This is a genomic window from Streptomyces sp. NPDC051109, assembly GCF_044455885.1.
GTDB lineage: Bacteria > Actinomycetota > Actinomycetes > Streptomycetales > Streptomycetaceae > Streptomyces.
Map to the genome: position 1 here is coordinate 17,046 of NZ_JBITFF010000009.1, position 19,364 is coordinate 36,409.

General features: G+C 72.3%; 18 protein-coding genes. 13 read left to right on the top strand and 5 right to left on the bottom strand.

Translation table 11 applies throughout. The annotated features are described in order from the left end of the window. Positions 1-29 precede the first annotated feature (29 nt). Positions 30-1,535: a M1 family metallopeptidase gene (locus tag ACIBAD_RS18265; RefSeq protein ID WP_398907683.1), complete on the bottom strand. Its 1,506-nt coding sequence runs from the start codon at positions 1,533-1,535 to the stop codon at positions 30-32. A 255-nt stretch (positions 1,536-1,790) separates the two neighbouring features. Then, complete coding sequence (locus ACIBAD_RS18270; RefSeq protein WP_134069808.1) at positions 1,791-2,261, bottom strand: hypothetical protein; 471 nt, start codon at positions 2,259-2,261, stop codon at positions 1,791-1,793. A 94-nt stretch (positions 2,262-2,355) separates the two neighbouring features. On the opposite strand from ACIBAD_RS18270, the gene ACIBAD_RS18275 reads away from it, so the two are divergent. From ACIBAD_RS18275 to ACIBAD_RS18295, 5 genes are all read left to right on the top strand, one after another. Continuing rightward, a complete protein-coding gene (locus tag ACIBAD_RS18275; protein WP_134069806.1) occupies positions 2,356-3,219 on the top strand; it encodes a hypothetical protein in 864 nt (287 codons plus the stop codon). A gap of 104 nt (positions 3,220-3,323) precedes the next feature. Continuing rightward, a complete protein-coding gene (locus tag ACIBAD_RS18280) occupies positions 3,324-5,774 on the top strand; it encodes a Tex family protein (protein WP_398907684.1) in 2,451 nt (816 codons plus the stop codon). A gap of 247 nt (positions 5,775-6,021) precedes the next feature. Continuing rightward, positions 6,022-6,525, top strand: coding sequence for a hypothetical protein (locus ACIBAD_RS18285; RefSeq protein WP_134069802.1), 504 nt, complete (start codon positions 6,022-6,024; stop codon positions 6,523-6,525). After that, positions 6,512-7,711, top strand: a complete 1,200-nt coding sequence (locus tag ACIBAD_RS18290; protein WP_134069800.1) for an MAB_1171c family putative transporter — start codon at positions 6,512-6,514, stop codon at positions 7,709-7,711. The genes ACIBAD_RS18285 and ACIBAD_RS18290 overlap by 14 nt, the downstream gene beginning before the upstream one ends. Before the next feature lie 15 nt (positions 7,712-7,726). Beyond that, the gene (locus tag ACIBAD_RS18295; RefSeq protein ID WP_134069798.1) at positions 7,727-8,497 is read left to right on the top strand and encodes an SDR family NAD(P)-dependent oxidoreductase; all 771 of its coding nucleotides are present in this window, start codon (positions 7,727-7,729) and stop codon (positions 8,495-8,497) included. 91 nt (positions 8,498-8,588) lie between these two features. On the opposite strand, the gene ACIBAD_RS18300 is transcribed toward ACIBAD_RS18295, so the two are convergent. Then, on the bottom strand, positions 8,589-10,226 hold the full coding sequence (locus ACIBAD_RS18300; protein WP_134069796.1) for an ABC-F family ATP-binding cassette domain-containing protein: 1,638 nt from the start codon (positions 10,224-10,226) through the stop codon (positions 8,589-8,591). Positions 10,227-10,319: 93 nt separating this feature from the next. Between ACIBAD_RS18300 and ACIBAD_RS18305 the strand changes: the two genes are divergently transcribed. Continuing rightward, positions 10,320-11,291, top strand: coding sequence for a GlxA family transcriptional regulator (locus ACIBAD_RS18305; RefSeq protein WP_398907685.1), 972 nt, complete (start codon positions 10,320-10,322; stop codon positions 11,289-11,291). Positions 11,292-11,322: 31 nt separating this feature from the next. Next, a complete protein-coding gene (locus tag ACIBAD_RS18310; RefSeq protein ID WP_398907686.1) occupies positions 11,323-11,961 on the top strand; it encodes a DJ-1/PfpI family protein in 639 nt (212 codons plus the stop codon). Here ACIBAD_RS18310 and ACIBAD_RS18315 read toward each other — a convergent pair. Next, the gene (locus tag ACIBAD_RS18315; protein ID WP_134069790.1) at positions 11,936-12,718 is read right to left on the bottom strand and encodes an enoyl-CoA hydratase/isomerase family protein; all 783 of its coding nucleotides are present in this window, start codon (positions 12,716-12,718) and stop codon (positions 11,936-11,938) included. The genes ACIBAD_RS18310 and ACIBAD_RS18315 overlap by 26 nt on opposite strands. 78 nt (positions 12,719-12,796) lie before the next feature. Here ACIBAD_RS18315 and ACIBAD_RS18320 point away from each other — a divergent pair, with 78 nt between their 5' ends. After that, positions 12,797-13,483 (top strand): HdeD family acid-resistance protein, encoded by a 687-nt coding sequence (locus ACIBAD_RS18320; protein WP_398907687.1) that lies wholly within the window; start codon positions 12,797-12,799, stop codon positions 13,481-13,483. A 130-nt stretch (positions 13,484-13,613) separates the two neighbouring features. After that, positions 13,614-14,102 carry an ATP-binding protein gene (locus ACIBAD_RS18325; protein ID WP_398907850.1) on the top strand — a complete coding sequence of 163 codons (489 nt, stop codon included), beginning with the start codon at positions 13,614-13,616 and terminating at the stop codon, positions 14,100-14,102. Between the two features lie 13 nt (positions 14,103-14,115). Here ACIBAD_RS18325 and idi read toward each other — a convergent pair whose 3' ends face one another. Continuing rightward, positions 14,116-14,715: an isopentenyl-diphosphate Delta-isomerase gene (idi, locus tag ACIBAD_RS18330; protein WP_134069784.1), complete on the bottom strand. Its 600-nt coding sequence runs from the start codon at positions 14,713-14,715 to the stop codon at positions 14,116-14,118. 317 nt (positions 14,716-15,032) lie between these two features. Between idi and ACIBAD_RS18335 the strand changes: the two genes are divergently transcribed. Genes ACIBAD_RS18335 through ACIBAD_RS18350 form a run of 4 tightly spaced genes read left to right on the top strand, consistent with a single transcriptional unit; the run spans position 15,033 to position 19,360 of the window. Next, entirely contained in the window at positions 15,033-16,805 is a 1,773-nt protein-coding gene (locus ACIBAD_RS18335; protein ID WP_398907851.1) for a DUF5941 domain-containing protein, read from the top strand. Continuing rightward, positions 16,802-17,554 carry a phosphocholine cytidylyltransferase family protein gene (locus tag ACIBAD_RS18340; RefSeq protein ID WP_134069780.1) on the top strand — a complete coding sequence of 251 codons (753 nt, stop codon included), beginning with the start codon at positions 16,802-16,804 and terminating at the stop codon, positions 17,552-17,554. Before ACIBAD_RS18335 ends, ACIBAD_RS18340 begins: the two co-directional genes overlap by 4 nt. Beyond that, positions 17,542-18,603 (top strand): iron-containing alcohol dehydrogenase family protein, encoded by a 1,062-nt coding sequence (locus ACIBAD_RS18345; protein WP_134069778.1) that lies wholly within the window; start codon positions 17,542-17,544, stop codon positions 18,601-18,603. The genes ACIBAD_RS18340 and ACIBAD_RS18345 overlap by 13 nt, the downstream gene beginning before the upstream one ends. Then, positions 18,581-19,360, top strand: a complete 780-nt coding sequence (locus ACIBAD_RS18350) for a CDP-alcohol phosphatidyltransferase family protein (protein ID WP_398907688.1) — start codon at positions 18,581-18,583, stop codon at positions 19,358-19,360. Before ACIBAD_RS18345 ends, ACIBAD_RS18350 begins: the two co-directional genes overlap by 23 nt. Positions 19,361-19,364 lie beyond the last annotated feature (4 nt).

Sequence of the window (19,364 nt, forward strand, 5' to 3'; positions counted from 1 at the left end):
CGCGCGGAGCCTCGTACGCGCTGCGCGTCTCAGTGCTCGTGGATCGTGTTCGTCTCGGCGATCTTCTTCCAGGACTTCGGCTCCACCGGCTTCGCGGCGGGGGCCTTGAGGGACCGGGCGCTCGGGGCCGCGGCGGCCGGCGGGGCGAACGCCGGCTTGCCCGGGGTGTACAGCCAGGTCTCGAACAGCTGCGCCAGCGGCTTGTTCGAGACCTTCTCCGCGTACCGGACGAAGTCCCCGACCTTGGCGTTGCCGTAGGCCCGCTCGGTCGGCCAGCCCTTGAGGAGCTTGAAGAACGTCTCGTCGCCGACCTCGTTGCGCAGCGCCTGCAGGGCGATCGCGCCGCGGTCGTACACAGCCCCGTGGAACTGGTTGTCCGGGCCCGGGTCACCCGGCTTGACCTGCCAGAACGGGTCGTCCGCCGCGCGCAGCCCGTACGCCCAGTCCGCGAGCTCCTGCGCGGTGCCCTCGCCCTCCTTCTCCGACCACAGCCACTGGCTGTAGCGGGCGAAGCCCTCGTTGATCCAGATGTCCTTCCAGCCGTCGACGGAGACGCTGTCCCCGTACCACTGGTGGGCCAGCTCGTGCACGACGACGGAGACGTTCGCGCCGTTCGCGAACTGCTTCGGGCTGTAGAACGGCCGGGTCTGCGTCTCCAGCGCGAAACTGGACGGCACGTTGGGTACGTACCCGCCCAGGGCGTTGAAGGGGTACGGCCCGAAGACGCCCTCCAGCCATTCGGCGACCTCGCCGGTCCGCTCCACGCTCGCGCGCGCCGCGCCCGCGTTGTCGCCGAGGTCCTTGCTGTACGCGTTGAGGATCGGCAGGCCGCTCGCCGTCTTGTCGGTGGTGACGTCGAACTTGCCGATGGCGAGGGTGGCGAGGTACGTGGCCTGCGGCTTGTTCGAGCGCCAGTTGTAACGGGTCCAGCCGAGCCGGGAACTCTGCGACTGGAGCACGCCGTTGCTGATGGCCTGGGTGCCATCGGGGACGTTGACCGAGATGTCGAAGGTGGCCTTGTCGAGCGGGTGGTCGTTGCTCGGGAACCACCAGACGGCCGAGTCGGGCTCCTGCGCGGCGACGCCGCCGTCCGGGGTGCGCTGCCAGGCCGACCAGCCGTCGATCTTGAACTCCGAGGGCTTCCCGGCGTACTTGACGACGACCGACGCCGGCGTGTCCTTCTTCAGCGGCTGGGCGGGGGTCACCTCCAGCTCGTGCTCCCCGGAGGTGGCGAACTTCGCCTTGGCGCCGTTGACACGGATCTCGCTGACCTTCAGGCCGAAGTCCAGGTTGAAGCGGGAGAGGTCCTGCTTGGCGGTGGTCAGGAGGGTGGCGGTGCCCTCCAGCAGGTCCGTCTTCGGCTGGTACTGCAGGCGCAGGTCGTAGTGGGACACGTCGTATCCGCTGTTGCCGCTGGCCGGGTAGTAGGGATCGCCGATGCCCGGGGCCCCTTGGACCGAACTCGCCGCCGAGGCCGGGATCACCAGCAGGAGGGAGGCGGCGAGCACGCTCGGGGCGATGACTTTGCGGTGCACGAAGAGCTCCAAGTGGTAGGGAGACGGTTCTGTTCAACGGCTTGTCGTCCGACCGTATTCACGCCCGCCCCCCTACGTCATGTCCATGGCCCCCGGTGTCACACGATCGCCATTCGGCCGTCACAGGCCGGGGCCCGGACCGGCCTCCCACCGCGCCGAAGAGCCGTGTTCGGGCACGCGAACGGCCTTCTTCCGCGATGGGGACCGCGGAAGAAGGCCGGAAACCGGATGCCGCCCGGATGCGAAAGCGGCGGACTAGAGGCCGTTCAGCTTCGAGTTGGTCGCCAGGAACTGGTTGCCGATGCCGGTGTCGTTGCCGGTGAAGAGGCCCGATGCGCCGCGCAGGCTGGTCTTCTCCGCCGCCAGACGGCCCATCAGGGTCTTCACCTGCTGGTCCCAGGTGTCCGCCACCTTCTTCAGGCCGGCGGCCGTCTCCCAGCCGTCGAAACCCTTCTGGGCGGCGCCGGTGTCGGTGTCCGCGTGCTCCGCGGCCTTCTTGGTGTTGGGCTCCAGCTCGGTCTCGATGGTGTTCGCCGCGGCCTTCTTCTGGGCCGGCGTCGAAGCGAAGTCCCCGGAGCCGCCCGGGACGAACGGGCCCATCGGGCCCTTCGGGCCGCCCGGCGCGGCCGGTCCCGTCGGAGCCGTCGGTCCGCTCGGTTCGGTCGGCACGTGGTTCAAGCGCATGCCGGCCTGGAGGTCCGACACCTGCTCGCCGTCTTCTGACATGTTCACGCCTCCCCGTTGGTTTCGGCTCGATCATATGCATGGAGGCCGGGACTCGGCCTACCCGACATACTGAGCGGTCGGTAATCTGGCCGGTATGACGATTCCTCCGCGCGCCGCCCGCAATTGCTGGCATGCGGCGATCAACCCGCTGCATGCCACCATCTACTTCTCTCCCGATCTGGGCAAGGAGTTCGCCGCCCTCGGGGTCGCCGAGGGGCCCGCGGTGAACCTCGCCTCCCGGTCCGCCGCCATGGGCGCCGTCGGGCCCGGCACGGTCACCGCCACCTTCTACAACTACCGCCACGACTTCGTCGCCCGGCACCTGCCCGCCGTCTGGGACACCATCACCCCCGAACAGGCCCTCGACGCCCGGTTGCGCGCCGCCGACAGCACCCTGCGCCGACTCCTCGGCGCGGAGGCCATCGCATCCCCCGAGCTCGCCGAGGCCGCCGACCTCGCCCTGCGCGCCACCGAGGGCTGCACCCGGCACGCCCGGCCGCTCTACGCCGCCCACGCCGACCTCCCCGTACCCGAGGAGCCGCACCTGCGCCTCTGGTACGCCACCACCCTGCTGCGCGAACACCGCGGCGACGGCCACCTCGCCGCCCTGCTGCTCTCCGGACTCGACCCGCTGGAGGCCCTGGTCAGCCACACCGCCACCGGCCGCGGCATGACCCCGAAGTGGATCAAGGCCATCCGCGGCTGGGAGCAGTCCGACCTCGACGCCGCCGCCGACCGGCTGCGCGAGCGAGGGATCCTCGACGCCGACGGCGAGCTCACCGAGGAGGGCGCGGCCGTACGCGAGCGCCTCGAAGCCGACACCGACCGCCTCGACGCGGCCCCCTACGAGCACCTCGGCGCCGAAGGCCTGGCCCGGCTGGCCGAGCTCGGCGGCGGCTTCGTCGTCAAGGCCGTCACCGCCGGGGCCTTCCCCGCGGACGCCTTCGGCAAGGCCTGACGGGACCGCGCACGGGCCCGGGCGCGGGGCTCCCGGCCGCCGTCACCGCCACCTGCCACAATTGGCAGCCTTCCAGTGCAAACGAAGGCAGGCGGGACCCGATCGTGACGATGTCCATCGAAGGCAGGATCGCCGAGGAGCTCGGCGTACGGGAGCGGCAGGTCAAGGCCGCCGTCGAGCTGCTCGACGGCGGCTCCACCGTGCCGTTCATCGCGCGCTACCGCAAGGAAGCGACCGAGATGCTCGACGACGCCCAGCTGCGCACCCTTGAGGAGCGGCTGCGGTATCTGCGCGAACTGGAGGACCGGCGTGCGGCGATCCTGGACTCCGTACGGGAGCAGGGCAAGCTCGACGCCGAGCTGGAGGCCCGGATCAACGCGGCGGACACCAAGGCCCGGCTGGAGGACATCTACCTCCCGTTCAAGCCCAAGCGCCGCACCAAGGCGCAGATCGCCCGTGAGGCGGGCCTGGAGCCGCTCGCCGACGGCCTGCTGGCCGACCCGTCGGTGGAACCGGCCGCCGCCGCGGCCGCGTTCGTCGACGCCGACAAGGGCGTCGCCGATCCGGCCGCAGCCCTGGAGGGCGCCCGCGCCATCCTCACCGAGCGCTTCGGCGAGGACGCCGACCTGATCGGCGAGCTGCGCGAGCGCATGTGGGGCCGCGGCCGGCTCGCCGCGAAGGTCCGCGAGGGCAAGGAGGAGGCGGGCGCCAAGTTCTCCGACTACTTCGACTTCGCCGAGCCCTTCACCGCGCTGCCCTCGCACCGCGTCCTGGCCATGCTGCGCGGGGAGAAGGAGGACGTCCTCGACCTCACCCTGGAGCCGGAGCACCCCGAAGACGCGGCGAACCCCGGCCCGTCCACGTACGAGGGCATGATCGCCCGCCGCTTCGGGATCGGCGACCGCGGCCGCCCGGGCGACAAGTGGCTGGCCGACACCGTCCGCTGGGCCTGGCGCACGAAGATCCAGGTGCACCTCGGCATCGACCTGCGGATGCGGCTGCGCGCCGCCGCCGAGGACGAGGCCGTACGGGTCTTCGCGGCCAACCTGCGCGACCTGCTGCTCGCCGCCCCGGCCGGCACCCGGGCCACGCTCGGCCTCGACCCGGGCTTCCGCACCGGCGTGAAGGTCGCCGTCGTGGACGCCACCGGCAAGGTCGTCGCCACGGACGTGGTCTACCCGCACGTGCCCGCCAACAAGTGGGACGAGTCCCTCGCCAAACTGGCCCGCCTCGCCGAGGAGCACGCGGTCGAGCTGATCGCCATCGGCAACGGCACGGCCTCGCGCGAGACCGACAAGCTCGCCGGGGACCTGATCACCCGCCACCCCGAGCTGAAGCTCACCAAGGTGATGGTGTCCGAGGCGGGCGCCTCCGTGTACTCGGCCTCCGCGTTCGCCTCGCAGGAGCTCCCGGACATGGACGTGTCGCTGCGCGGCGCGGTGTCCATCGCCCGCCGCCTCCAGGACCCGCTCGCCGAGCTCGTCAAGATCGACCCCAAGTCGATCGGCGTCGGCCAGTACCAGCACGACCTCTCCGAGGTGAAGCTCTCGCGCTCGCTCGACGCGGTGGTCGAGGACTGCGTGAACGGCGTCGGCGTGGACGTCAACACCGCCTCCGCTCCGCTGCTCTCGCGGGTGTCGGGCATCAGCGGCGGGCTCGCCGCGAACATCGTGGCCCACCGCGACAACAACGGCCCGTTCCGCAGCCGCAAGGCGCTCAAGGACGTGGCACGGCTCGGCCCGAAGGCGTACGAGCAGTGCGCGGGCTTCCTGCGGATCCGCGGCGGGGACGACCCGCTGGACTTCTCCAGCGTGCACCCCGAGTCGTACCCGCTGGTCCGGGGCATGGCCAAGGCGGCCGGGAGCGAGGTGGCGGCGCTGATCGGCAACACCGGCGTGCTCCGCTCGCTGCGGCCGGAGCAGTTCGTCACCGAGGCCTTCGGCCTGCCGACGGTGACGGACATCCTGCGCGAGCTGGAGAAGCCGGGCCGCGACCCGCGGCCCGCCTTCAAGACGGCCACCTTCAAGGAGGGCGTCGAGAAGATCGGCGACCTGGCGCCCGGGATGATCCTGGAGGGCGTGGTCACGAACGTGGCGGCGTTCGGCGCCTTCATCGACATCGGCGTCCACCAGGACGGGCTGGCCCACGTCTCGGCGCTGTCGAAGAACTTCGTCAAGGACCCGCGGGACGTGGTCAAGCCGGGCGACATCGTCCGCGTGAAGGTGCTGGACGTGGACATCCCGCGCAAGCGGATCTCGCTGACGCTGCGGCTGGAGGACGAGGCCGACCGCCAGGCGGGCGGCGCTCCCCGGCCGCGCGAGGACCGCCAGGACCGTCAGGAGCGGCGCGGCGGCGGCCGTCCCCCGCAGCAGCGGGGCGGCGGCCAGGGCCAGGGCGGTCAGGGCGGCCAGGGCCGGGGCCAGGGCGGCGGCCAGCGCCAGGGCGGGCAGCGCCAGGGCGGCAGCGGCTCCCCGGCCCCGGCCAACAGCGCGATGGCGGACGCCCTGCGCCGTGCCGGCCTCACGGGCGGTCCCGAGGAGCGCCGCAAGCGCTGAGGAGGGTGGGTCCGCAGGGACGGTCCGGGGATGGCCGAATAGGCACCCCACCTGGGCACACACCTTGCGAACTCGCGTACAAGATCTGTAGGCATGGTGGAACGCCCGTTCGCCGAGTGGCGAACGGGCTTCCGCTTCTCCCCTCAGGACCCCACTCCCAGAGGCCGCCTTGAAGGCACAGGACGCCATGCCCACGCCCACGCACGCCTACCGACGCTGCCCGCGAAAGGGTCCGAAGAGGGATCACATGCCCCACTCGCAACCCAGCCTCCGTAAACGGTGCGAGAAGATTCTCGGCCATCTGGATCTGACACATCCCTTCTCCATCGAGGGGCTGTGCAACCGGATCGCCGAGCAGCGGGGCCGCCCCATCCACCTCCACCCGCTCCCCAAGGAGGCGGCGGAATCCGGGGTCTGCGGGCTGTGGGTGGGCACCGACAGCGTCGACTTCGTCTTCTACGAGGCCCAGACCACCGCGCTGCACCGCGAGCACATCGTGCTCCACGAGCTCGGGCACATCCTGTTCGGCCACAACTCGCTGGAGGCCGAGGACAACGACGGGCAGGTCCCGGTCGTTCTCGGGCGCACCAACTACACCACCAGCCAGGAGCAGGAGGCGGAAATGCTGGCCAGCATGATCCGCATTCGCACGACGGGCCCCTGCCCGCAGTCGGCCGCCGCGCCCCGCGGCACCCTCGCCTGGCTGGAATCCGCCATGGGCTACGGGCGGGGGAACCATGGACGCCGCTGACCTCACCGCCTTCGGCGACTCGCTCGCCGTGCCCAGCGTCGTCTGCCTCTGGACGGCAGTCCTGCTGCGCGCCCCGGCCGCCCTGCGCTCCCCGCAGCAGCGCGGCCTGTGGCTCGCCGTCGCCACGGCCGCCGCCGCGATGACCTTGAACCTCCCGGACGTCGTCGCGTACGCGATGCGCGACCCGGACTACGCGCACGCCGTCGGCCTCGTCCGCAACCTGATCGGCGTGCTGTCCGCGGGCACCGTGCTCTACTTCGTCGCCGCCGCCACCCGCGGCCGGGCCCTCCAACTCGCCTCCTGGGTGGGCACGGTGGCCTGGCTGACCACGCTCGTGGTGCTGGACACGACCGCCCCCGCGCACACCGCGCACACCATCCCGCCGCAGGGTGACCCGGTCCCCTCCCTGGCGTACTGGCTGCTGCTGATCTCCGCGCACCTCCTCGCCAACACCACCTGCGTCTCCCTCTGCTGGCGCTACAGCCGCCGCACCGAGAGCCGGGGGCTGGCCGCCGGGCTGCGGCTGTTCGGCCTCGGTACCGCGCTCGCCGGCCTGTTCTGGTTCGCGTACCTGCTCAAGGCCCTGTTCGCCAGCACCTGGGCGATGCCCGCCCTGCCGCTGATGATGAACCTGCACGGACTGCTGCGGGCCGCCGCGATCCTCGTGCCCACCCTGTTCACGCTGCGCCGTACGAGCGCCGACATCGCCACCGCCTGGCGCCTGTGGCCGCTCTGGCACGACCTGGTCCAGGCCGTCCCGCACGTCGCCCTCACCAAGCCGCGGGCCGGGCGGGTCGTGGAGCTGCTGTGGCCGCCCGTCCCGCGCAACCTGCTGGTGTACCGCAAGGTGATCGAGACCCGCGACGCGATCCTGATCCTCGGCGAGTACGTCGCCCCGGGCGTTCCGGAGCTCGCCCGCAGCCATGTCACCGGGCACGGGATCCCCGAGCAGCGGCGCACCGCGGCCGCGCTGGCCTGCGTACTGAAGGAGGCGCGGCAGGCGAAGCTGGCCGGACGGCCCGGGCAGCCGGGGGAGGACGCGGCGTGGGAGCTGCCCGCCGCGATGCAGACCTCCGCCGAGGGCGGCGACCTCGACGACGAGGCCCGGTTCCTGGTCGACGTGGCCCAGGCCTACGGATCGCCGTCGACCACGGACTTCACCCCGCAGCGCCCGCACACCCCGTAAGGAAGTGACCCTCTCTTGACCACCGTTCTGATCACCGGGGCCAGTGCCGGTCTCGGCGCCGCCTTCGCCCGCGGCTTCGCGGCGAAGGGCTGCGAGCTCGTCCTGGTCGCCCGCGACAAGGACCGCCTCGAAGCCGTGGCCCGGGAGCTCGCCCGGGAGTTCGGCACGGCCAGCGAGGTGCTGCCCGCCGATCTGCTGGACCCGGCGGACTGCACGGCCGTCGCCGAGCGGCTCGCCGACCGGGACCGGCCCGTGGACATCCTGGTCAACAACGCGGGCTTCGGGCTCGCCGCACCCTTCCCGTACAGCCCCGTCGAGGACGAGGAGCGGCTGCTCGACCTGCTGGTGAAGGTCCCGCTGCGGCTCACCCACGCCATGCTGCCGGGGCTGCGCGCCCGCCGCCGGGGCGCGGTGGTGAACGTCTCCTCGGTGGCCGGACTGCTGCCGACGGGGACGTACGGGGCCGCGAAGGCCTGGGTCACCGCGTTCAGCGAGTCCCTGCGGGTGGACATGGCGCCGTACGGGGTCCGGGTCCTGGCGGTGGTCCCGGGGTTCACCCGCACCGAGTTCCAGGCGCGCGCCGGGATGGACGTCAGCTCCCTGCGCGAGGCGGTGTGGCTGGAGCCCGAGGCGGTGGTGGCCAAGGCGCTGCGGGACCTGGCGCTGCGCCGGCCGGTGAGCATCACCGGCCGGCGCTACCAGGCGTACGCGCTCGCCGTCCGGCACCTGCCGCGCGGCTTCGTGGCCGCCCGGCTCGCGCGCAAGCGGCGCGCGCCCGAGCAGTAGGGGCCCGGGCGCAGTAGCGGCCCGGGCGCCGGCGCCCCGGCAGGGGCGGCCCGGGGGCGGCGACGCCCGGGCAGGAGCGGCCCGACGCCCCCTAGAGCTCGGTGACCTTGCCGTTCGCGACCTCCAGGCGGCGGGTCACGTGCACCGCGTCCAGCATCCGGCGGTCGTGGGTGACCAGCAGCAGGGTGCCCTCGTACGCGTCCAGGGCCGACTCCAGCTGTTCGATCGCCGGGAGGTCCAGGTGGTTCGTGGGCTCGTCGAGCACCAGCAGGTTCACCCCGCGGCCCTGGAGCAGCGCCAGGGCCGCCCGGGTGCGCTCGCCGGGGGAGAGCGTGGCCGCCGGACGCAGTACGTGCGCCGCCTTCAGGCCGAACTTGGCCAGCAGGGTCCGTACTTCGGCCGGCTCCGTCTCCGGCACCGCCGCGCAGAAGGCCTCCAGCAGCGGCTCGTCCCCGAGGAAGAGCCCGCGCGCCTGGTCCACCTCGCCGACCAGTACGCCCGAACCGAGCGTGGCCGCACCGGAGTCGGGTGCCAGCCGGCCGAGGAGGACGGCGAGGAGAGTGGACTTGCCCGCGCCGTTGGCGCCGGTGATCGCCACCCGGTCCGCCCAGTCGATCTGCAGGCTGGCCGGACCGAAGGCGAAGTCCCCGCGCCGCACGGACGCCTCGTTCAGGGTGGCGACGACCGAGCCGGAGCGCGGCGCCGCCGCGATCTCCATCCGCAGCTCCCACTCCTTGCGGGGCTCGTCGACGACTTCGAGCCGCTCGATGGCGCGCTGCGTCTGGCGGGCCTTGGAGGCCTGCTTCTCGCTCGCCTCGCTGCGGAACTTCTTGCCGATCTTGTCGTTGTCCGTGGCCTTGCGGCGGGCGTTCTTGACGCCCTTGTCCATCCAGCCGCGCTGCATCTGGGCCCGGCCTTCGAGCGCCGAGCGCTTGTCCGCGTACTCGTCGTACTCCTCGCGGGCATGCGTACGGGCCCGCTCGCGCTCCTCCAGATAGGCGTCGTAGCCGCCGCCGTAGAGGTTGATCTGCTGCTGCGCCAGGTCGAGTTCGAGGACCTTGGTGACGGTCCGGGTCAGGAACTCGCGGTCGTGGCTGATCACGACGGTGCCCGCGCGCAGGCCCTTCACGAACTGCTCCAGGCGCTCCAGGCCCTCCAGGTCCAGGTCGTTCGTCGGCTCGTCGAGCAGGAAGACGTCGTAGCGGGAGAGCAGCAGCGAGGCGAGGCCCGCGCGGGCCGCCTGGCCGCCGGACAGCGCGGTCATCGGCAGGTCCAGGCCGACGGCCAGCCCGAGCTCGTCGGCGACCTCCTGGGCGCGCTCGTCGAGGTCGGCGCCGCCGAGGTTCAGCCACTGGTCCAGGGTCGTCGCGTACGCGTCGTCCGCGCCCGGGGTCCCGTCGACCAGGCCCTGGGTGGCCGCGTCCAGCGCCGCCTGGGCGGCGGCGACGCCCGTGCGCCGGGCCAGGAAGTCCCGTACGGACTCCTCGGGGCGCCGCTCCGGTTCCTGCGGGAGGTGGCCGACGGCGGCGGTGGGCGGGGAGAGCCGCAGCTCACCGGTCTCGGGCGTGTCCAGGCCGGCCAGCAGGCGCAGCAGGGTGGACTTTCCGGCGCCGTTGACGCCGACGAGGCCGATGACGTCGCCGGGGGCGACGACCAGGTCGAGATCGGCGAAGAGCGTGCGCTCACCGTGCGCGGCGGTGAGGTTCTTGGCGACGAGGGTTGCAGTCATGGTCCGACGATCCTATCCGCGCGAGGGGTCATGGCCGTAAAGGTGGGATGAGCGTCATTGCGGCCATCGGCACGCGGGTCACACCATGGGGTCATGGCGTTGCGAAACGTGCTCGTCGTCCTCTACGACGGCCTCCAGAGCCTGGACGTGACCGGGCCCGTGGAGGTGTTCGCCGCGCTCGGCCGCTTCCCGGAGCGGGCGGGGGCCGGGTACGCCATCCGCACGGCCTCCCTCGGCGGGGCGCCCGTACGGACGAGCAGCGGGCTCACGCTGGTGCCGGACGGGGACCTGGAGAGCGCGCGGCCGGGGGCGGGCACCACGCTGCTGGTGCCGGGCGGCCAGTACCGGGGGGACTTCGAGCCCCGGCTGACCGAGTGGCTCCGCGCGCACGGGGGTGGCGCGGAGCGGCTGGTGTCCGTCTGCACGGGCGGCCTGCTGCTCGCGGAGGCCGGGCTGCTGGACGGGCGGCGGGCCACGACGCACTGGTACGTCTGCGAGCGGATGGCCCGGGACTACCCGGCGGTCACCGTGGAACCGGACCCGATCTACGTACGGGACGGCCCGGTGGCCACCTCGGCGGGGGTCACGGCCGGGATCGACCTGGCGCTGGCACTGGTGGAGGAGGACCACGGGAGGGAGCTGGCGCTGCGCATCGCGCGGCACCTGGTGGTGTTCCTGCGCAGGCCCGGCAACCAGGCGCAGTTCAGCGCGCAGCTGGCGGCGCAGACCGCGCAGCGGGATCCGTTGCGGGAGGTGCAGCAGTGGATCACGGAGCATCCGGGCGCGGACCTGAGCGTGGAGGCCCTGGCGGCGCGCGCCCGGCTCTCGCCGCGGCACTTCGCCCGGGCCTTCCAGGCGGAGACGGGGGTGACGCCCGGCCGCTACGTGGAGCGCGTACGCGTCGAGCACGCGCGGCGGCTCCTGGAGGACACGGGGGACGGGGTCGCCCAGATCTCCCGCGCCTGCGGCTACGGCACTCCCGAGGCCCTCCGCCGCGCTTTCGTGAAGACCCTGGGCCAGCCCCCGGCCGAATACCGCCGCCGCTTCGGTCCCGGTCCCGCGTAGCAGACCGACCCTTCACCACCCAGGAGGAAACATGCAGATCGCCGTACTGCTCTACGACCGCTTCACCGCGCTCGACGCCATCGGGCCCTTCGACACCCTCGGACGGCTGCCCGACACGGAGGTCGTGTTCGTCTCGGAGCGGCCCGGGCCGGTGCGCACCGACAACGGGGCGCTCGCGCTCGTCGCCGACAAGGGGCTCGACGAGGTGACCCGGCCCGACATCGTCGTGGTGCCCGGCGGGCCCCACCCCGAGCTGGAGATGGAGAACCCCGCCGTCGTCGACTGGCTGCGCACCGTCGACGCGGCCACCACCTGGACCGCCTCCGTCTGCACGGGATCGCTCCTGCTGGCCGCCGCCGGGCTGCTCAAGGGGCGGCGCGCGACAAGCCACTGGCTCTACCTGGACCGGCTGCCCGCCTTCGGCGCCGAGCCCACCGGTGGGCGGGTCGTGTACGACGGGAAGTACGTCACCGCCGCCGGGGTGTCTTCCGGCATCGACATGGGCCTCGGCCTCCTCGGCCGGATCGCCGGCGACGAGTACGCCCAGACCGTCCAGCTGATGACCGAGTACGACCCGCAGCCGCCCTACGACGCCGGCTCGCCGGACAAGGCCCCGGCCGGGATCGTGGCGCGGATGCGCGCGCTCACCGCCCGCCAGGACCTCTCGTAGCGCGCCCTGCGGTCCAGCCGAACGACGGCGTGCGGCGTTCCAGGAACGCGGCGACACCCTCCGCGGTGTCGCCGCTCCCGGCCGCCTGCTCCGCCCAGTACGCGTCCCGGTCCGTCCGCCCGTTCGCGAACTCCTTGGCCGCGGCCTGCGTCAGCTGGGAGCGGCTGGTCAGGACGCGGGCGAAGTCCGCCACGCGCTTGTCCAGCTGCCCGGCGGGCAGCAGCTCGTTCAGGAAGCCGGCCCGCAGCGCGTGCTCCGCGTCGATCAACTCGGCGGAGAAGAGCAGGTACTTGGCCACAGCGGGGCCGACCAGCGCGGCCAGTCGGCGGGTCGAGGACGCGGGGTAGACGATGCCCAGCTTCGCCGGGGTCACCCCGAACGACGCACCCTCCTCCGCGAACCGCAGGTCACAGGCGGCCGCCAGCTGGCTGCCGCCGCCCACGCAGAATCCGCGGACCGCCGCGAGCGTCGGTTTCGGGAAGGCGGCCAGGGCCTCCTCCGCCACCACGGCCAGGGCCTGCGGGTCCTCGCCCCCGGCCAGCGAGGAGATGTCGGCCCCCGCGCAGAAGGTCGGTCCGGCCCCGGTCAGGACGAGGACGCGTACGGCCGGATCGGCCGCGAGCCCGTCCAGTACCTCCGGGAGCGCCCGCCACATCGCCGCCGTCATGGCGTTGCGCTTGGCGGGATGCGAGATGACGACCGTGGCGACCCCGTCGGCGACGGTGTGCAGGAGGGCTGCTTCCTGGGCTGCGTCCATGCGCCGGATGCTATCCCGGTCGGCCGATCCTATGATCAAGGGGATTCCGTCCGGGGGGTGCTGAGAGGTGGCACGACCATGGGCGCAGACCGTTCCGGGGCCGCGGCCGGGTCCGGGGCTTCGACCGAGGCCGAGGGCAAGGACAGGAAGCAGCTCAAGCGCGGCTTCGGGCTGCTGGCCGTGCTCGGGGCGCTCCTGGTGGCGGCCGGGCTGATCGGTCTGCTCTACGCCGGGTTCGCCACGCTGACCACGATGTTCCTCTTCGGCTGGCTGCTGCTGGCCGGCGGCCTGGTGGGTCTGGTCCAGGCGTTCCAGTCCCGCAAGAGCAACCATTTCTGGCTCGCCGTCGTGGTCGCCGCGATCAACATCGCCGCCGGTTTCGTCATCCTGCGCCGGCCCGGGGCGAGCGCCGAGGCGCTGACCATGTTCGCCGCGCTGTTCTTCCTCATCGGAGGGCTGTTCCGGCTGGTCGGCGGCCTGGTGGTGCGCGGGACGAACCTCTGGGTCAACCTGGTCCAGGGCGCCTTCGGGATCCTGCTGGGCTTCCTGATCCTCGCCAACTGGCCGAGCAGCAGTCTCTACGTGATCGGAACCTTCTTCTCGCTCGCCCTGCTGTTCGACGGGCTGAGCCTGGTCCTCCTGGGCATGACCGCCCGGCGCATTCTGGGCTTGGTCAGGGAAGACGAGGTTGCGGACGCCACGGCCGGGCCGGGGAGCGCTGCCGAGAAGGGTTCCGCAGAAGACCAGGAACGGTCGCACAACTGACGCTGTCATACGCCAACGATCAGAAAGCGTCCGATTGACGCTGACTTCTGGTCAGGGGTCCGGTGCGGACCGGTCCGCTCCCCACTCTTGACGCGTGGAGACGATCGAGCGCGAAGACGGGGGCCGGAAGATGGATGTCAGCGGGAGCGTCCCGCCAGCCGGGGAGGGGGAGCCGGCGGCCCCGGCCGACCCCCTCGCGTACGAGGGCGTGTGGCGGTTCACCGTGCCCGCTGTAGAAGAATCCGTTCCGCAGGCCCGCCGGGCCGTCCGCGACCTGCTGGGCCGCCAGGGCGTTCCGGCCGACCGGGACCTCGTGTACTCGCTGCTGCTGATCGTCTCCGAACTGGTGACGAACTCGGTCCGGCACGCGGCCCTGCTCTCGCCGGAGGTCGCGGTCGAGGTCGCCATCGGCCGGGACTGGGTACGGGTGGCGGTCGAGGACAACCACCCGTACCGCCCCAAGGCGCTGGAGGCGGACTTCGGCCAGACCGGCGGCCGGGGCCTGCTCCTGGTGCGCGAGGTCACGCGCGAGTCCGGCGGGGTCTGCGACGTCGAGCACACCTCGACGGGCGGCAAGGTCATCTGGGCGGCCCTGCCGCTCGCCGCACCCGCGGTCTGAGACGGCGTACGGGCTACCAGCCCGCGGCGTCCCCGGTCAGTTCGCGGATCGCCGGCCGGGCCGCGTCCAGGACGGTCATGAACCAGGCGGAGAACGGCGCCTCGGCATGCCGCTCGGCCAGCTCCTCGGCGGTCACGAACGCGGTGTCCCCGACCTCCTCCGGATCCGGCCGCAGCCGCGACTGCGCGAGTCCCACGAAAAGGTGGTTGAACTCCTGCTCCACCAGGCCCGACGCGGGGTCCGGGTGGTTGTAGCGCACGGTGCCCGCCTCCGCGAGCAGCGAGGGCGACAGGCCCAGCTCCTCGTGGGTCCGCCGGGCCGCCGCCGCGAACGGCGACTCCCCGGGGTAGGGGTGACCGCAACAGGTGTTCGACCAGACGCCGGGGGAGTGGTACTTCCCGAGGGCACGCTGCTGGAGCAGCAGACGGCCCTGCTCGTCGAAGAGGAACACCGAGAAGGCCCGGTGCAGCAGACCGGGCGCCTGATGGGCGGAGAGCTTCTCCGCCGTGCCGATGGTGTTGCCGGACTCATCGACCAGTTCGAGCATGATCGGTTCTTGAGTGCCGGTGCCGGGGGACGCGGTGTTCGCGGCGGTGGCTGGTGTGGTCGGCATACCCATCCTTCGCTTCGGACTTCGACCTTCAGTCTGCCGCACAAAAGAGGCTTGTCCCCACTTCGCCCATCCGCGCATGTCCGCCCGCGCAGCGTGGTAAGCGGCGGTGGCGGAGCACCCCTGCCCCCGGGTTTGTGGTATCTCGCCGCGATCGTCAATGATGATCGCGCCGGGGCCCGAAGCCCCGGGATATTCGGCTGGTCGGGGAGTAAACGGGTGGTGAACCCCCGCTTCCATTCATCCGATAGCCTCTGCCGACGTGCCGCCGCCCCCCACGGGGGCGCCCGTCCAGTGTTCGCTGCAAGGAGTGAGTCCGTCTGTCGACCGTCATCCTCACCGGCCTGCCGGTCCCCGGATCACCGCTCACCGACGAGCTGCGCTCCCTCGGCTTCGACGTCCGCCCGGCCGCCGGCCCTGAAGGGACCGCTGCGGTGCTGGCCGGCGTACCCGCCGACCAGCGCGTCGCCGTCGTCGACAGCGCCTTCGTCGGACACGTCCACGCCCTGCGGCTCGCGCTGACCGACCCGCGTTTCGACGCCTGCGCCGTGACCGGCGCCTTCGCCGTCCAGCCGGGCGCCCGCGCGGCCCTGGACAAGGCCGCGGCCCTCCCGGTGGAGGGCGAGGGCCCCTACGCGGACCGGCTCGCCGCCGCCGTCGAGGCCGCCGGCACCCCCGTCCAGCGGCCCGAGCTCGGCACCCTGGTCGCCGCAGTCCCCGCCTCCGACGCCGAGCGCGCCGCGGCGGACGCCGCCGTCGCCGCCGTGGACGACGAGGCCGTACGCCTGCGCACCGCCGTGAAGTCCCGCGACGGGTTCTTCACCACCTTCTTCATCAGCCCGTACTCGCGCTACATCGCCCGCTGGTGCGCGCGCCGCGGCCTGACCCCGAACCAGGTCACCACCGCCTCGCTGCTCACCGCGCTGATCGCGGCCGGCTGCGCCGCCACCGGCGAGCGGTGGGGCTACGTCGCCGCCGGTGTGCTGCTGCTCGTCTCCTTCGTCCTGGACTGCACGGACGGGCAGCTCGCCCGCTACTCGCTCCAGTACTCGACGATGGGAGCCTGGCTCGACGCGACCTTCGACCGCGCGAAGGAGTACTCCTTCTACGCGGGCCTCGCGCTCGGTGCGGCCGGGAACGGCGACGACGTGTGGGCCCTCGCCCTCGGCGCGATGATCCTGATGACCTGCCGCCACGTCGTGGACTTCGCCTTCAACGAGGCCAACCACGACGCGACCGCCAACACGAGCCCGACGGCCGCCCTGTCCGGCAAGCTCGACAGCGTCGGCTGGACGGTATGGGTCCGGCGGATGATCATCCTGCCGATCGGCGAGCGCTGGGCCATGATCGCGGTGCTGACCGCGTTCACCACCCCCCGGATCGTGTTCTACGCCCTGCTCGTCGGCTGTGCCTTCGGCGCCCTCTACACCACCGCCGGCCGGGTGCTGCGCTCGCTGACCCGCAAGGCGAGGCGCACCGACCGGGCGGCCCGGGCACTGGCCGACCTCGCCGACTCCGGCCCGCTGGCGTCGATCGGCACGGCCCTGGCCAAGGGGCGGCCCGTCGCCCCGCTGGTGATGGCCCTGACGGGCTCCGTCCTCGTCATCGGCGGGGCCGCGGTGAGGCCGTACGGCACCGGCGCACTGATCGGGGCCGCGGTGTTCTACGTCATAGCCGCCGGCGCGGCCGTCTCCCGCCCGCTCAAGGGGGCGCTGGACTGGCTCGTGCCGCCGGTGTTCCGCTGCGCCGAGTACGTGACCGTGCTGGCGCTCGCCGTGCGCGCCGACGTCCCCGGGGCCCTTCCGGCCGCATTCGGACTGGTCGCGGCGGTCGCCTACCATCACTACGACACGGTCTACCGCATCCGCGGCGGCTCGGGCGCGCCGCCCAGATGGCTGGTGTGGACGATCGGCGGGCAGGACGGCCGGGTGCTGCTGGCCGTGGTCCTGGCCGCCGTCCTGCCCCGTGACGCGTTCCCCGTCGCGCTCACGGCCCTGGCCGTGTTCGTGGCACTCGTGGTGCTCGTGGAGAGCATCCGCTTCTGGGTCTCCTCCGGGGCACCCGCCGTACATGACGAAGGAGAACCAGCATGATCGGCCTTGTACTCGCTGCCGGTGCCGGACGCCGTCTGCGTCCCTACACCGACACCCTGCCCAAGGCCCTCGTGCCCGTCGGCCCCGAAGGCGCCGAGGACAGCCTGACCGTGCTGGACCTCACCCTCGGCAACTTCGCCGAGGTCGGCCTCACCGAGGTCGCGATCGTCGTCGGCTACCGCAAGGAGGCCGTGTACGAGCGCCGGGAGGCCCTGGAGGCCAAGTACGGCGTCAAGATCACGCTGATCGACAACGACAAGGCCGAGGAGTGGAACAACGCATACTCCCTGTGGTGCGCCCGTGACGTCCTGAAGCAGGGTGTGATCCTCGCCAACGGCGACACCGTCCACCCGGTCTCCGTCGAGCGGACCCTGCTCGACGCCCGCGGCAACGGCCAGAAGATCATCCTCGCCCTCGACACGGTCAAGAGCCTGGCCGACGAGGAGATGAAGGTCGTCGTGGACGGCGCCAAGGGCGTGCAGAAGATCACGAAGCTGATGGAGCCGTCCGACGCCACCGGCGAGTACATCGGCGTCACCCTCATCGAGCCGGAGGCCGCCGCAGCCCTCGCCGAGGCGCTGCAGACCACCTTCGAGCGCGACCCCGACCTGTACTACGAGGACGGCTACCAGCAGCTCGTCAACGACGGCTTCGTCATCGACGTGGCCCCCATCGGCGACGTCAAGTGGGTCGAGATCGACAACCACGACGACCTCGCCAAGGGCCGGACGATCGCATGCCAGTACTGACGAGGCTCATCCCCTCCCCGGTCGTCGTCGACATCACCCGCGGCGCCATGGACGACCTGGCCGGCCTCCTGGCCGACCAGCGGATCTCGGCGTCCGGCAAGCTGGCGATCGCGATCAGCGGCGGCTCCGGCCAGCTGCTCCGCTCCAAGCTGGAGCCGGTACTGCCGCACGCCGACTGGTACCCGGTCGCCGACGGCACCATCGACTCCGCCGTCAAGCTGGCCGACGACATAAAGGGTCGCCGCTACGACGCCGTCGTCGGCCTGGGCGGCGGCAAGATCATCGACGTGGCGAAGTACGCCGCGGCGCGGGTCGGGCTGCCCATGGTGGCCGTCGCCACCAACCTGGCGCACGACGGCATCTGCTCGCCCGTGGCCACGCTGGACAACGACAACGGCCGCGGCTCCTACGGCGTGCCCACGCCGATCGCGATGGTCATCGACCTCGACGTGATCCGCGACGCCCCGGTGCGGTTCGTCCGCTCCGGCATCGGCGACGCCCTCTCCAACATCTCGGCCATCGCCGACTGGGAGCTCTCGCACAAGATCACCGGGGAGCCCGTGGACGGCCTGGCCGCCGCCATGGCCCGTACGGCCGGCGAAGCCGTCCTGCGCCACCCCGGCGGCTGCGGCGACGACACGTTCCTCACGGTGCTCGCCGAGGCCCTGGTGCTCACCGGCATCGCCATGTCGATCAGCGGGGACACCCGGCCGGCGTCCGGCGCCTGCCACGAGATCAGCCACGCCTTCGACCTGCTCTACCCGGGGCGCTCCGCGCTCCACGGCGAGCAGGTCGGCCTCGGCGCCGCCTTCGCGATGTTCCTGCGCGGCGCCGACGAGCAGGCCGGGCTGTTCGTGGAGTCGCTGCGCGGCCACGGACTGCCCGTGCTGCCCGCCGAGATCGGGTTCAGCGTGGACGAGTTCGTCGCGGCCGTCGAGTACGCCCCCCAGACCCGTCCGGGACGCTTCACGATCCTGGAGCACCTCAATCTGTCCGCAGCCGAGATCAGGGACGCTTACGCCGACTATGCCAAGACCATCCGTAGCTGAACTCCGGCCCGTCGTCCACCCGCCGGGCGTCAAGGACCGGCGCAGTGGCGAGCACTGGGGCGGTCGCCTGTACATGCGCGAGATCTCCCTGCGCATCACCCGCGTCCTGGTGAACACCAAGGTCACGCCCAACCAGCTGACCTACCTGATGACCCTCGCCGGCGTCCTGGCCTGTCCGGCCCTGCTGATCCCGGGCATCTGGGGCGCCGTCCTCGGCGTGGTCGCGGTCCAGATGTACCTGCTGCTCGACTGCGTCGACGGCGAGGTGGCCCGCTGGAAGAAGCAGTACTCGCTCTCCGGCGTCTACCTGGACCGCGTCGGCGCCTACCTGTGCGACGCGGCGGTCCTCGTCGGCTTCGGCCTGCGCGCCAGCGACCTGTGGGGCACCGGCCGGATCGACTGGCTGTGGGCCTTCCTGGGCACCCTCGCGGCCCTCGGCGCCATCCTGATCAAGGCCGAGACCGACCTGGTCGGCGTCGCCCGGCACCAGACCGGCAAGGAGCCCGTCGCCGAGGCCGCGGCCGAGCCGCGCTCCTCCGGCATGGCGCTCGCCCGCCGGGCCGCGTCCGCGCTCAAGTTCCACCGGCTCGTCCTCGGCATCGAGGCCTCGCTGCTCATCCTGCTGCTGGCGATCGCGGACCAGATGCGGGGCGACCTGTTCTTCACCCGGCTCGGCGTGGCCGTGCTGGCCGGCATCGCGATGCTCCAGACGGTTCTGCACCTCGTGTCGATCCTGGCCTCCAGCAGGCTCAAGTGACGAC

Coding starts and splice junctions, on each gene's coding strand:
- ACIBAD_RS18310 (WP_398907686.1), top strand. CDS start 11,323: ATGCAGATCGCCGTACTGCTCTACGACCGCTTCACCGCGCTCGACGCC.
- ACIBAD_RS18285 (WP_134069802.1), top strand. CDS start 6,022: ATGCCCCACTCGCAACCCAGCCTCCGTAAACGGTGCGAGAAGATTCTC.
- ACIBAD_RS18305 (WP_398907685.1), top strand. CDS start 10,320: ATGGCGTTGCGAAACGTGCTCGTCGTCCTCTACGACGGCCTCCAGAGC.
- ACIBAD_RS18325 (WP_398907850.1), top strand. CDS start 13,614: ATGGATGTCAGCGGGAGCGTCCCGCCAGCCGGGGAGGGGGAGCCGGCG.
- ACIBAD_RS18275 (WP_134069806.1), top strand. CDS start 2,356: ATGACGATTCCTCCGCGCGCCGCCCGCAATTGCTGGCATGCGGCGATC.
- ACIBAD_RS18340 (WP_134069780.1), top strand. CDS start 16,802: ATGATCGGCCTTGTACTCGCTGCCGGTGCCGGACGCCGTCTGCGTCCC.
- ACIBAD_RS18345 (WP_134069778.1), top strand. CDS start 17,542: ATGCCAGTACTGACGAGGCTCATCCCCTCCCCGGTCGTCGTCGACATC.
- idi (WP_134069784.1), bottom strand. CDS start 14,715: ATGCCGACCACACCAGCCACCGCCGCGAACACCGCGTCCCCCGGCACC.
- ACIBAD_RS18315 (WP_134069790.1), bottom strand. CDS start 12,718: ATGGACGCAGCCCAGGAAGCAGCCCTCCTGCACACCGTCGCCGACGGG.
- ACIBAD_RS18290 (WP_134069800.1), top strand. CDS start 6,512: ATGGACGCCGCTGACCTCACCGCCTTCGGCGACTCGCTCGCCGTGCCC.
- ACIBAD_RS18300 (WP_134069796.1), bottom strand. CDS start 10,226: ATGACTGCAACCCTCGTCGCCAAGAACCTCACCGCCGCGCACGGTGAG.
- ACIBAD_RS18270 (WP_134069808.1), bottom strand. CDS start 2,261: ATGTCAGAAGACGGCGAGCAGGTGTCGGACCTCCAGGCCGGCATGCGC.
- ACIBAD_RS18320 (WP_398907687.1), top strand. CDS start 12,797: ATGGGCGCAGACCGTTCCGGGGCCGCGGCCGGGTCCGGGGCTTCGACC.
- ACIBAD_RS18350 (WP_398907688.1), top strand. CDS start 18,581: ATGCCAAGACCATCCGTAGCTGAACTCCGGCCCGTCGTCCACCCGCCG.